Consider the following 12,171-nt stretch of genomic DNA (forward strand, 5'->3'; position numbering starts at 1 on the left):
TCAGAGCAGCCCGGCCAGTTCCAGCTGGGTACGCACGCGGCCCGTCTCGGCGGCGTCCAGCGGCCGCAGCGGCAGCGACACCGCGTTGCCGGCGATGACGCCGAGCAGGGACAGCGCGGTCTTGAACGCGCCGACGCCCCGGGTGGCGCCCGCCGAGGTGGCCGGGTCGGCGGCGTCGACGATGCGGAACAGCCGGGTCAGGCGGTCCTGCTCCCGGCGGGCGGCGGCCCAGTCGCCGGCCATGCAGGCGCGGTGCAGCCGCACGTACCCGGCCGGGTCGACGTTGCCCAGTCCGGGCACCGAGCCGGAGCCGCCCGCGAGCATCATCGCGTCGACCACCACCTCGTGGCCGGTGAGCAGGCTGAAGTCGCGCTCCGGCGCGTGCTCGGCGACGGCGAGCGCCAGCTGGCGGAACGCGACGTCGTCACCGCTGGAGTCCTTGACACCGGCGAGCACGCCGTCGGCGGCGAGCCGGGTCAGCAGGTCGACGGAGAGCTTGCTGTGCACGCAGACCGGGATGTCGTACGCCAGCAGGGGAAGCTCGACCGCCGCGGCGACCGCGCGGAAGTGCCGCTCGATCTCGTGCGGGCCGACGATGGCGTAGAACGGCGCGGTCACGACCAGGCCGTCCGCGCCCAGCCGGGTGGACGCCTCGGCCCGCTCCACGACCCGGCGGGTGGTGGGTTCGATGCAGCCGGCGATGACCGGCACGGCACCGCCGGCGGTCTTCACGATGGTCTCCAGGGCCAGGTCCCGCTGCCGGTCGGTGAGGAAGACCGTCTCGCCGGAGCTGCCGAGGGCGAAGATGCCGTCGACGCCGGCGTCGAGCAGCCACTCGACCAGCCGTTCCAGCGAGTGGACGTCGACCTCGCCCTCATCGGTCAGGGGGGTCACGGCCGGCGGCACGACTCCGGCGAACCGCGGGGCTGGGGTGGTCACAGGTTCTCCTCGACAGACTCAGTTGTGGTGCGGCCGGTCGCCGAGGTGGCGAGCGCGACCAGTTCGGTGTTGGCGGTTCCGGCGGGCACCGGGTGGTGGCAGCGGAACTCGTGGCCCTCGCCCTCGGCGGGGCGCGGCGCCGGCATGTCCACGGCGCAGCCGTCGGTGGCGGCCCAGCAGCGGGTCCGGAACGGGCAGCCGCTCGGCGGCCGGGTGGCCGACGGGACCGGGCCGACCAGCGGAATGGGCTCGATCGGGGAGAGCAGGCCCGGCGTGGCCGAGAACAACGCCCGGGTGTACGGGTGCCGGCCACCCTCGGGCAGCAGGTCGGCGGGCGTCTGCTCGACGATGCGGCCCAGGTACATGGTGACGACCCGGTCGCTGACCCGCTTGACGGTCTGGATGTCGTGCGACACCAGCACCATCGCCAGGCCGAGCCGGTCCTTGAGGTCCAGCAGCAGGTTGAGGATCTGGGCCCGCACCGACACGTCGAGCGCGCTCGTCGGCTCGTCGGCGATGACCAGCCCCGGTTCCAGGGCCAGCGCGCGGGCGATTGACACCCGCTGGCGCTGGCCGCCGGAGAGCTGGCTGGGCAGCACGTCGGCGACCGAGCGGGGCAGGCCCACCAGTGCCATCAGCTCGGCCACCCGCTGCTCGCGCTGCTGCCGGGTGCCCCGGCGGTGCACGTCGAGCGGGTCGCGCAGGATGTCGCGTACCGGCATGCGGCGGTTCAGCGAGGTGGCCGGGTCCTGGAAGATCATGCCGACGCCCGCGCCGATGTGCTCACGCCGCTCGGCGGCGCTCATCGACCACACGTCCTTGCCGGCGAACGACACCGTGCCGGTGGTCGGCCGTTGCAGGCCGACGAGCACCTTTGCGAGCGTCGACTTGCCGCAGCCGGACTCGCCCACGATGCCGACCGTCTCGCCGGCCCGGATGACCAGGTCGGCGCCGGTGAGCGCATAGACCTTCTCCCGGCTGAACATGCCGCCGCCGCGCGCGGCGTGCACCACGTGCACGTCGCTCAGCTCGGCGATCGGCCGGTGCTCGGCGGTGGCGCTCATCGGGCCGGCTCCTTCTCGCTGACGGTGACGGCGGGGTGGTGGCAGGCGTACCCGTGGCCGTCCGTGCCCTCCAGTGCGGGTGCGGTGTCCCGGCAGATCTCGGTCGCCATCGGACAGCGGTCGGAGAACCGGCAGCCCTTCGGGAAGTCGGCGGGTGACGGCACCACGCCGCGGATCTGGGTGAGCCGTTCCGCGCCGGTCTCCAGGGACAGGACGGAACCGAGCAGGCCGCGGGCGTAGTGGTGGGCGGGCGCCTCCATCACGTCGGCGGTCACGCCGGTCTCCACGATCTGGCCGCCGTACATCACCACGACCCGGTCGGAGACGTCGCTGACCAGGGCGAGGTCGTGGCTGACCAGGATGAGGGCGAAGCCGAGCCGCTCGCGCAGGTCCAGCAGCAGCTTCATCACCTGGGCCTGCACGGTGACGTCGAGCGCGGTGGTCGGCTCGTCCGCGATGATCAGCTTCGGGTCGCGGGACAGCGCCATGGCGATCACCACGCGCTGCCGCTGCCCACCGGACAGCTCGTGCGGGTACGCGGCGAGCGTGCGCTGCGGGTCCAGTCCGACCAGCCGCATCAGTTCCTCGGCCGAGCGGGTGCCGCCGCGGCGGATCATCTGGGCGAGCTGGGTGCCGACTCGCAGCGCCGGGTTCAGCGCCGACAGCGCGTCCTGGTAGACCATGGCGATCTCGCGGCCCATCAGGGCGCGGCGGCCCCTGGCGTTCAGCTTCAGCAGGTTCGTGTCCTGGAAGCGGATCTCGCCGCGTACCCGGGCGCCCTGCGGCAGCAGGCCCATCACGGCCAGGACGCTGAGCGACTTGCCCGAGCCGGACTCCCCCACCAGGCCGACGACCTCGCCGGGGCGGACGTCGAAGGAGAGCCCGTCGACGATGTCCACGCCGCGGTGGCGGCCCTCGAAGCCGATGGACAGGTCGCTGACCTGAAGGACCGGCTTGCCCTGCGGCAGCGGGCGCGCGCGCTCGCGCAGCCGCTGCGCCGCCTCGGCGAGACCCGGCAGCTCGACCACCTCGCCGGTGCCGGGCTTCGCCTGCTCCAGCGCGTCACCGCTGGTGGTGGACGTGGCACGGCGCGCGGCCGGGGCGGCCCACGCGTCGGACATGCCCTCGGAGAGCACGTTGAGCGCCAGCACGGTGAGCAGGATCAGCAGGCCGGGGAAGAACGTGGCCCACCAGCCGCCGATCTGCACCATCTCCTTGCCGAACGCGATCACCGAGCCCCACGAGGAGGCCGCCTCCTGCGGGGCGAGACCGCCGCCGATGAAGGACAGCGACGCCTCGAAGACGATCGCGTCGGCCACCATGACGGTGACGAAGACGAGGATCGGGGCGGCGCAGTTGCGCAGGACGTGCCGCCAGAGGATGTGCGGTCGCCGGGCACCGATGATGCGTTCGGCGGCCACGTAGTCCTCGCCGTACTGGGACAGCACGTTGGCGCGGACGATGCGCGCGACCGACGGCGTGAACACGAAGCCGATCGCGATCACGAGGACCAGCAGGCTGTTCTTGCCGAACGAGATGATCAGCAGCGCGGAGAGCACGATCGTGGGGAAGGCCATGACCACGTCGAGGCAGCGCATGATGATCTCGTCGACGACTGTGCGGCTGCTGCCGGCGACGGCGCCGAGGATCGCGCCGAGCACCAGCGCGATGCCGGCCGCGCCGAACCCGACGACCAGGGAGCGCCGGGTGCCGGCGACCAGCCGGGAGAAGACGTCGCGGCCGAGCTTGTCCAGGCCGAACCAGAAGTCGCCGTTCGGGCCGGTCAGCGCCGGCCCGAGCCCGGTCTGCGTGGGGTCGTGGCGCAGCAGCAGCGGGGCGAGCACGCCGACCACGACGATGAGCGCGACGAAGCCGAGCGCGAACCGGGCCGCGAGACCGAGCCGGGCGAAGGCCATGCCGGGGCGGGACAGCCGCGTGGTGAGGGACCGGCGCATCAGTGGCCTCCGCGCAGTCGGGGGTTGGCGAAGAGGTAGAGGATGTCGACGACCAGGTTCACCAGGACGAAGCACAGCGCGATGGTCAGCACGGTGCCCTGGGCCAGCGCGGTGTCGTTCTGCTGGACGGCGCTCATGATCTGGGTGCCCATGCCTGGTAGCGAGAAGATGGCCTCGATGACGACGGTGCCGCCGATGAGGTAGCCGATCCGCAGGCCGAGCGCGGTGAGCGGGTTGACCAGCGCGTTGCGCAGCACGTTGCGGCCGATCACCACGCGCGGCGGCAGTCCGGCGCCGATCGCGGTGCGGACGTAGTCCTTGTCGAGTTCCTCGACCATCGACGTGCGGACGATGCGGGCCAGCGAGCAGCCGACCGGTACGGCCAGCGCCAGAGCGGGCATGGCCAGCGACTGCAGCCACAGACCGACCGAGTCGGCGGGGTTGACGTAGCCGCCGGTCGGGAAGATCGGTCGGCGGACGGAGAACTCCTGGATGAACAGCAGGGCCAGCCAGAACGAGGGCGTGGCGATGCCGGCCATGGAGACGATCCGGATGACCTGGTCGGGCCAGCGGTCCCGGTACAGGGCGGCCGGGATGCCGAGCGCCAGCGCGATGATGAGCGCGCCGACGACGCCGAGCGCGGTGAGCTGGATGGTCAGCGGCAGCGCCATGGCGATCTTCTCGGCGACCGGGACCGACGGCGGGAACGTCATGCCCAGGTCGCCGCGGACGAGGTCGCCGAGGAAGTGCAGGTAGCGCAGCGGCAGCGGGTCGTTCAGGCCGTTGGCGGCACGGAACGCCTCGACCTGCGCCGGCGTGGCCTGGTCACCGAGGACTGACAACGCCGGGTCGATCGGGGAGAACTGCATGATCACGAAGACGAAGAGCGTGATGCCCAGCACCAGGGGAATCAGCGTCAGGAATCGTCGTGCGACCAGGTTCAGGACGGTCAGCATGGATTCTCTTTCTCGTGGCGGGGCGCCGGGACGCCCGCCCGGCCGCACGGGTCACGTGGGCCGGGCGGGACGTCTGCGGGGCCGGAACCCCGCGCGTGGGCTCAGCCGGTCCGGCCGGTGCCCAGGAAGTACAGGCCGGTGGTGGAGGCGCCGGAGAAGCCGTCCACCTTGGCCGGGTCGTACGCGGTGACGACCTTGGTGTGCAGGATCGGGTACAGCGGCACCTGGTCCGCCGCCATGTCCAGGGCCTGCTTCCACAGCGCCTTGCGGGCCGTCTCGTCGGAGGTCTGCGCGGCCTTGTCCAGCAGGTCGCCCATGGCCTTGCGGTCGGCGTCGCTCCAGCGGTAGCGCTGGCCCGGCCAGGTCTCGCCGAAGTAGTACCAGCGCATCAGCAGGTCGGTGTCGACGCCGAAGACGCTCGGGTCACCGGTGGCCATGAGCACCCGGAAGGTGTCCTTGGGGACGATGTCGCCGTAGATGGCCGAGGACGGCACGGTGTTCAGCGTGGCGTTGACGCCGATCTTCTTCCACTGCTCGATGACCAGCGGGGCGACGTCCTTGACCACCGAACTGTCGGTGGTGTCGAGCCGGAACGACAGGTTGGTGACGCCGGCCTCCTGGAGCAGGGCCTTGGCCTTGTCCGGGTTGTAGTCGTAGACGGTGGCGGCCTTCTGGTAGGCCTTGTTGCCCTCGTCGAGGTAGCTCGTCGCCGGGCTGCCGTAGCCGTTGAGCGCGGTCTTGATGACCGCTTCCTTGTCGATGGCGTAGTGCAGGGCCTGGCGCACCCGCTTGTCGCTGAACGGCGCGGCGGAGTTGTTGAACATGAGGAAGACCTGGTTGAAGGCCTGCTTCACGTCGATCGTGTACTTGTCCTTGAGCGAGTCGACGTTCAGGTAGGGCACGGCCTCGATGGCCTGCACCCGGCCGCCCTGCAGGTCCGACACGCGGGCCGACGCCTCGGTGGTGGTGTTCCACGTCATCGTCTCGACCTTGGCGGCGCGCGGGCCGTTGTAGTTCGCGTTCTTGCTCAGCTTGATGCCGGATTCCTTGGACGCGCTGTCCACCTTGAACGGGCCGGAGCCGATAGGGGCGGTGTCGAACGCCTTGGCCGCGGCGGCGTCGCCGGTCTTGGCCTTGGGGACGATCTTGATGACCGCGATCCGCTCGCTGAACAGGGCGAACGGGTACTTCAGCTTGAACTCGACGGTCGTCGCGTCCTTGGCGGCGACGCTGTCGAGGAACGACACGAAGCCCTGCATCAGCGGCGGCGCCTTCGGGTCCGCGGGCTTGAGCACGCGGGTGAAGGACCAGGCCACGTCCTCGGCGGTGACCGGGGTGCCGTCGGAGAACTTCGCCCCGTCACGCAGCGTCACGGTGTAGGTCCGGCCGTCGGCCCCGGGGGTCGGGTCGCTCTTGGCCAGGGCGTTGTAGGGTTCCCGCGTGATCGGGTCGAGGTCGACGAGGCCCTCGAAGACGTGCTGGTTGACCGCCGTCGCCACGGCCGAGGAGGCGTTGCTGGGATCGAAACCGCTGGAGAGCGTGAAGGCCAGCGTGGCCTCGATGGACGTGCCCCCCTTCCCGTCGCCCACGGCGTTGGTCGAGGCGGGACCGCCACTGCAGGCCGCCAGCGCGACCGCGAGGCCACCCGCGAGGGTGGCGACGGCCAGGGAGCGGACGCGGCCCCGGGGGACGCGCCGGCTCCTCGACGGCTTACCGGTGGTGCTCACGTAGCTGCCTCCATAGGCTCTTCATGCGCTCGCGTGACCGCTCGCGCTCGGGGATGTGAAGCATAAGGTGTATGACGTCTGACGTCTGATGCCGGTAGGGTGAGGGTGTCAGATTCGGGAACGAAGGGCAAGGGGCAGATGACGACCATTGACGCCAGTCCGCTACGCGGCGCCGAGCGGCCCAGCCCTCGCCGGCAGGAGGTCGCCACCAGGATCAAGGAGTACATCCTGCGCAACCGCTTGAAGCCGGGAAACCTCCTGCCCACCGAGGCGGAACTGTGCGAGGCCGTCGGCGCCAGCCGATCCAGCGTCCGCGAGGCCGTCAAGATCCTCTCCGCGCTCGACATCGTCGAGGTGCGCCACGGGCACGGCACGTTCGTCGGCCGCATGTCCCTCAACGCCCTGGTGGAGAGCCTGACCTTCCGCGGGCTGCTCAGCGGCGAGGACGACCACCGCGTACTGGCCCAGGTCGTCGACATCCGCCAGACGCTGGAGCAAGGGCTGGCCGCCACCGTCATCGACGCGCTGGACGAGCAGCACCGGTCGGAGCTGTCCGCGCTCGCCGACGAGATGCACAGCCGGGCGGCCCGGGGCGAGGACTTCCTCGACGTCGACCGCGCGTTCCACCTGAAGCTGATGGAACCCCTCGGCAACGACCTGCTGGTCCAGCTGACCGAGGCGTTCTGGCAGGTGCAGGCCATCGTCGCGCCCACGCTGCAGACCGAGCCGGAGGACCGGGTCATCACCGCCCAGCGGCACCAGGCGATCGTCGCCGCCCTCACCGCCGCCGACGCGGCGGCGCTGCGCTCGGCCGTCGCCGAGCACTACGCGCCCATCCGGGCGAGCATCGCCCGCGCCGCGCAGACCTGATCCGCCGTACGCCGGGGCCTGTCGTTCGAGCCTGATCGAAGGTCTCTGTCCCGGGGCTCGCCCCGTGCCGAAGCTGTCTTCTGACGGGCGCATCGGGCGCCCCGGACGGCCGAGGTGCATGTCATGGCGGTGGTGTCGCGCCGAACGCGGTCATTGTGGTACGCCGTCGCGGTCCCCGCCGCTCTCGCGGCGGCGGTGGCCGGGGCGCTGGGTGCCCGCCCGGACATCGCGCCGCCGTCCGAGGGTCACGCCTCGGCCGGGCCGCCCGCGGCGAGCGCGGCCGCCGTGCCGGTCCCGCCCGTCTCCGGTACGCCCGCCGAGGTGCGGTACGCCGCCACGCAGGCGCTGATCCGCGACTGCATGCAGCGTCGCGGGTTCCGCTACTGGCCGGTGCCCCGGCAGCCGGTGCCGGAGCTGCGCGAATTCCCGTACGTCCTCGACGACGTGTCCTACGCCCGCCGGCACGGATACGGCACCGCCCTGGAACGCCGCCTCCAGGAGACGATGGCGGCCGACCCGAACGCGCGGTACGTACGGGACCTGCCCCCGGAGCGCGGCGCCGCCGCCGTACGCGCGGTGAACGGCGACCCCGGCGAGCCCGACGCCCTGCGCGCGACGCTGCCGGCCGGCGGGGTGCTGCGCCGCAGCAGTCACAGCTGCACGTCCGAGGCGGAGCGACAGCTCTATCGCGACCTGCCCGGCTGGTACCGGGTCACCAGGATCACCGACAACCTGGCCGGGCTGCGCGTCGGCCGGGTGCTCGCCGACCCTCGCTACGCCGACGGTGTGAGGGCGTGGCGGCGGTGCATGCGCGCCGCCGGGCACGACTCCGCCGACCCGGCATCGGCCCGCGCGTCGGCACCCGAGCCGACGTCCGGCTCCGTCACGCCCGGCGAGATCCGGCTCGCGGTGTCCGAGGCGACCTGCGCGACGCGGACCGGGCTCGGCCGGCTCGCCCGGCGGCTCGACGCCGAGCACCGCCGCGCCCTCGACCGGCAGTTCCACACCGAGGTCGCCGAACGGCTCCGCCTGGAGGCCGCCGCGCTGCCGCGGGCCCGCGCCGTGCTGGCCGCCGGCTGACCCACCCCAAGACTTCCGTGGCGGCCCGCCACGGCGGAACCCGACCGGAGGGAAGCACCATGAGAGCAGTACGGTCCGTGCTGGCCACAGTGGCCGCGGCGGCAGCCGCGCTGGCCTTCACCGCCACCGCCGCCCAGGCCGCGCCGCGGCCGACCCCGCACGCCGACGCGCAGCGTGCCGCCGCGGGCAGCGGCTACCTGTACGTCAGCCAGGACGCCAACTGGGCCGGCCGGTGGTGCTGGTGGTACAACGCCGACAACAACTGGGACACGATCAACACGGCGGAAAACGCCAACTGCGACAACAACAACCGGGCCAGCATGCGCAACCTGGCGTCCTCGGCGTGGAACGACTCGAACGGCGGCCGGCCGGTCGCCCTCTACATCCACCCCGACTACACCGGCGCGTACGCCTGCCTGGGCGCCGGCGACGCGTGGGACAACCTCACCGGCGTCTGGTTCAGCTGGGGCTCCAACCGGGACGGCTACATGGCGAACGCCAACGACAACATCGCCTCCCACCGGTGGCGCACGAGCTGCAGCGCGGGCTGAGCCGACACACGGCGGGGCGGCAGCCGTGCGGCTGCCGCCCCTCCCTATCCCTATTCAGTGATAGATGTCAATGTCGCAGACGAGACTGAGTGCGGCGGCACACGTCGGAACACTGTGCGTCATGGGGACGCTGCGCATCCACTTCACGGCCGGGGACCTCAGCCGCACCCGGCTGGCGGCCCGGCCCGATCCACTGTGGGAGATCATCTGCAGCCTGCACCGCCTCCAGACCCGGGCCGGTTACGCGGGTTACGCCCGGTGGCACCGGCAGATCCGCCCGGACCTGGAGCGCGCCGGTCTCGTCCCGGTCGTCCGCGAACGGCTGCTGCCCGTCGCGCCGCTCAAGCGGTACTTCCCCGACTTCCTCACCCCCGGCCCGGTCACCGACCTCGACGAGGGGATCGACCGGGTGCTCGGCACCCCGGCCCGGCGGATCCGCACCGAACTGGGGCGGATGGTGACGCCCGTCGACAGCGCCTGGCTGGTCGACCTGGCCGCCGGCCGGCCCGCCGCGCGACACGGCCTCGGCGACGCGCTGCGCGCCTACTTCCGGGTCGCGCTCGCTCCGTACTGGACGCAGATCACCGCCGCCGTCTCCGGCGACCGGGCGCTGCGCGGGACCTGGGTCCTCGACAGCGGCGCCGGGCAGATCCTCGACGACCTGAGCCCGGAGACCTCCTGGGATCCGCCGGTGCTGTCCGTGCACGGCTACCCGGAGGACCGGGACATGCATCTCGACGGCCGGGGCATCACGCTGGTCCCGTCGTACTTCTGCTGGCACGCGCCGATCACACTGGCCGATCCCGAGCTGCCACCGACGCTCGTCTATCCGGCACGCCGGCAGCGACCGGAACCGACGCCGCCGGCGGGCTCGCAACGCCGGCTCGGGCCGCTGCTCGGCCACACCCGGGTGGCGGTCCTGCGCGCCGCCGCGAGCGGCGCCACCACCGGTGAGCTGGCCCGGCGCGCCCGCATCTCGCCGGCCACGACCAGCCATCACACCACCATCCTGCGCGAGGCCGGGCTGATCACCAGCCAGCGGCACGGCAACCTCATGCTGCACCGGCTCACCGCGATGGGCGAGGCGCTCCTGGGCGAGACGCCCGGGCAGGACGGCTGAAGGCTCGCGAACCGGACGGGGACGTCGACCGGAACCGATCCTTGACGGGCCGGGGTGAAGCCGCCTAGCGTGCAGACGTCGGACATCTGACGTCAGATTGATGCCCGATTCCCCCTCCCCCGTCCCCGGAAGGAACCACGTGTCCCCTCGCCGCGCCATACCGCGCCGCGCAACCGTCCTCGCGGCGGCCGCCCTCACCCTGCTCTCCGTACTGCCCGCCACCGCCGCCCAGGCCGCCGCCCCCGCCGGTGCGACCGCCACCGTCGGCGCCGACTGCACCGCCGGCCGGCTGCTGCTCGACCTCGACAACCGCAGCGCCACGACGCAGACCTACACCGTCACCTGGCCGGGTCGCACCGGCTCGCCGTGGACCCGCACCGTCGCCGCCGGTGGCAGCGCCGAGCTGTACTGGACGCTGTCCTCCGGCACGCCGTACACGCTGCGCACCACGACCCCGACCGGTCTGGACGACACCACCAGCGGCATCTTCCACTGCGGCACCGGCATGTCCGCGCTGGCCGGCTTCGACTGCACGAACGGCCGCCTCCAGCTCGCCCTGGAGAACCGCACCACGACGGCCCGGGACTTCACAGTCGCCTGGCCCGGACGCACCGGCTCGCCGTGGACCCGCACCGTCGCCGCCGGCGGCAACTACCTGCACTACTGGACCGTCGGCACCGGCACCCCGTACACGCTGCGGGTCACCGCGCCGGGTTTCGACACCACGCTGCGCGGCACCACCTCCTGCGACCTCGCCGCCGGTAACCCGCAGCTCGCCACCACCACGCTGCTGACCACGCAGACGGTGATCCGCGACCTCAACGGAGCCGGTGGCCGGTACGACGGCACCGTCGCCTCGGTCCGCATCCCCGGCCTGGCCGTCACCAACAACGGCACCGTCGTCGCCGTGGCCGACGCGCGCGTGAACGGCTCGTACGACCTCGGCGGCGGCACCAACAACATCCAGATCGTGATGATCCGCAGCACCGACGGCGGCCGCACCTTCGAGCAGCCCCGCGTCATCCACGCCCCGCCCACCACCAGCGAGGGCGTCGGCGACCCCAGCCTGCTCGTGGACCGCGCCACCGGCGTCGTCTACTGCTTCTTCACCTACTCCCCCCGACCCGGCATCAGCTTCTGGTCCGGCGGCTCCGGCCTGAACACCGCCGACGACCCGAACAGCATGCACCTGCGTTACATCACCAGCCGGGACAACGGCGCCACCTGGAGCGCGCCGGTCGAGCTGAACCCCGCGGTCAAGGACCCCACCTGGCGGCAGGTGTTCTTCTCCTCCGGCCACGGCATCCAGACCAGCACCGGACGCCTGATCCAGCCGATCGCCTACCGGGACTCCGCCGGCACCAGCCACGCCGCGAACATCTACAGCGACGACCACGGCGTGACCTGGCGCCGCGGCGGATCCGCCGGCGGGAACATCAACGAGAGCAAGGCGATCGAGCGCGGCACCGGCGCGGTGGTGCAGAACATGCGGCACAACTCGACCCGCAGCCGGTTCTACGCCACCTCCGCCGACGGGGGCGCGACGTTCGGTACGGCGACGGCGAGCGCCCTGCTGCCCGACCCGCTGTGCAACGCCGACGAGATGTCCTACCTGCGCCCCGCCGAGGTCGGCGCGAACCGGGCGCCGGTACGCACCCGCACGGCGCTGTTCAGCAACAACGCGCACCCGACCGCGCGCAACGACCTCACCGTACGGCTGTCCACCGACGACGGCGCGACCTGGCCGGCGCGGGCGCTGGTCAAGCCCGGCGGCGCCGGCTACTCGACGATGGCGGTCCTGGCCGACGGCACGGTCGGCAACCTGTACGAGGTGGGCAACACCGGCGGCATCTACTTCGCCCGGTTCAGCCTCGACTGGGTGAAGGGCGCCTGACCGCCGTGTCCCGCC

General features: G+C 72.3%; 10 protein-coding genes. 5 read left to right on the plus strand and 5 right to left on the minus strand.

Annotated elements, in window-relative coordinates:
- The 5 genes from BFV98_RS06815 to BFV98_RS06835 form a co-directional block, all read right to left on the minus strand.
- On the minus strand, positions 1 to 939 hold the full coding sequence (locus tag BFV98_RS06815) for a dihydrodipicolinate synthase family protein (protein WP_013285839.1): 939 nt from the start codon (positions 937 to 939) through the stop codon (positions 1 to 3).
- Entirely contained in the window at positions 936 to 2,003 is a 1,068-nt protein-coding gene (locus BFV98_RS06820; protein ID WP_071095453.1) for an ABC transporter ATP-binding protein, read from the minus strand. Before BFV98_RS06820 ends, BFV98_RS06815 begins: the two co-directional genes overlap by 4 nt.
- Complete coding sequence (locus BFV98_RS06825) at positions 2,000 to 3,958, minus strand: dipeptide/oligopeptide/nickel ABC transporter permease/ATP-binding protein (protein WP_071095455.1); 1,959 nt, start codon at positions 3,956 to 3,958, stop codon at positions 2,000 to 2,002. Before BFV98_RS06825 ends, BFV98_RS06820 begins: the two co-directional genes overlap by 4 nt.
- Positions 3,958 to 4,914 carry an ABC transporter permease gene (locus BFV98_RS06830; protein ID WP_071095457.1) on the minus strand — a complete coding sequence of 319 codons (957 nt, stop codon included), beginning with the start codon at positions 4,912 to 4,914 and terminating at the stop codon, positions 3,958 to 3,960. Before BFV98_RS06830 ends, BFV98_RS06825 begins: the two co-directional genes overlap by 1 nt.
- 101 nt (positions 4,915 to 5,015) lie before the next feature.
- Positions 5,016 to 6,641, minus strand: a complete 1,626-nt coding sequence (locus tag BFV98_RS06835) for an ABC transporter substrate-binding protein (protein ID WP_013285835.1) — start codon at positions 6,639 to 6,641, stop codon at positions 5,016 to 5,018.
- A 138-nt stretch (positions 6,642 to 6,779) separates the two neighbouring features.
- Between BFV98_RS06835 and BFV98_RS06840 the strand changes: the two genes are divergently transcribed.
- The 5 genes from BFV98_RS06840 (at position 6,780) to BFV98_RS06860 (ending at position 12,156) form a co-directional block, all read left to right on the plus strand.
- Positions 6,780 to 7,511 carry a FadR/GntR family transcriptional regulator gene (locus BFV98_RS06840; RefSeq protein ID WP_013285834.1) on the plus strand — a complete coding sequence of 244 codons (732 nt, stop codon included), beginning with the start codon at positions 6,780 to 6,782 and terminating at the stop codon, positions 7,509 to 7,511.
- A 123-nt stretch (positions 7,512 to 7,634) separates the two neighbouring features.
- Positions 7,635 to 8,591, plus strand: coding sequence for a hypothetical protein (locus BFV98_RS06845; RefSeq protein WP_071095459.1), 957 nt, complete (start codon positions 7,635 to 7,637; stop codon positions 8,589 to 8,591).
- A gap of 59 nt (positions 8,592 to 8,650) precedes the next feature.
- Positions 8,651 to 9,142 carry a hypothetical protein gene (locus BFV98_RS06850; protein WP_013285832.1) on the plus strand — a complete coding sequence of 164 codons (492 nt, stop codon included), beginning with the start codon at positions 8,651 to 8,653 and terminating at the stop codon, positions 9,140 to 9,142.
- 121 nt (positions 9,143 to 9,263) lie between these two features.
- Complete coding sequence (locus BFV98_RS06855; protein ID WP_013285831.1) at positions 9,264 to 10,262, plus strand: helix-turn-helix domain-containing protein; 999 nt, start codon at positions 9,264 to 9,266, stop codon at positions 10,260 to 10,262.
- A 139-nt stretch (positions 10,263 to 10,401) separates the two neighbouring features.
- Positions 10,402 to 12,156, plus strand: a complete 1,755-nt coding sequence (locus tag BFV98_RS06860) for an exo-alpha-sialidase (protein ID WP_071095461.1) — start codon at positions 10,402 to 10,404, stop codon at positions 12,154 to 12,156.
- Positions 12,157 to 12,171: the final 15 nt, after the last annotated feature.

Source organism: Micromonospora sp. WMMB235, assembly GCF_001855515.1.
In the GTDB taxonomy this organism is placed as follows: Bacteria; Actinomycetota; Actinomycetes; order Mycobacteriales; family Micromonosporaceae; genus Micromonospora; species Micromonospora aurantiaca.

Excerpts from the sequence above, each read along its gene's own strand:
- BFV98_RS06830 (WP_071095457.1), bottom strand. The coding sequence starts at position 4,914 with ATGCTGACCGTCCTGAACCTGGTCGCACGACGATTCCTGACGCTGATT.
- BFV98_RS06840 (WP_013285834.1), top strand. The coding sequence starts at position 6,780 with ATGACGACCATTGACGCCAGTCCGCTACGCGGCGCCGAGCGGCCCAGC.
- BFV98_RS06845 (WP_071095459.1), top strand. The coding sequence starts at position 7,635 with ATGGCGGTGGTGTCGCGCCGAACGCGGTCATTGTGGTACGCCGTCGCG.
- BFV98_RS06855 (WP_013285831.1), top strand. The coding sequence starts at position 9,264 with ATGGGGACGCTGCGCATCCACTTCACGGCCGGGGACCTCAGCCGCACC.
- BFV98_RS06850 (WP_013285832.1), top strand. The coding sequence starts at position 8,651 with ATGAGAGCAGTACGGTCCGTGCTGGCCACAGTGGCCGCGGCGGCAGCC.
- BFV98_RS06825 (WP_071095455.1), bottom strand. The coding sequence starts at position 3,958 with ATGCGCCGGTCCCTCACCACGCGGCTGTCCCGCCCCGGCATGGCCTTC.
- BFV98_RS06820 (WP_071095453.1), bottom strand. The coding sequence starts at position 2,003 with ATGAGCGCCACCGCCGAGCACCGGCCGATCGCCGAGCTGAGCGACGTG.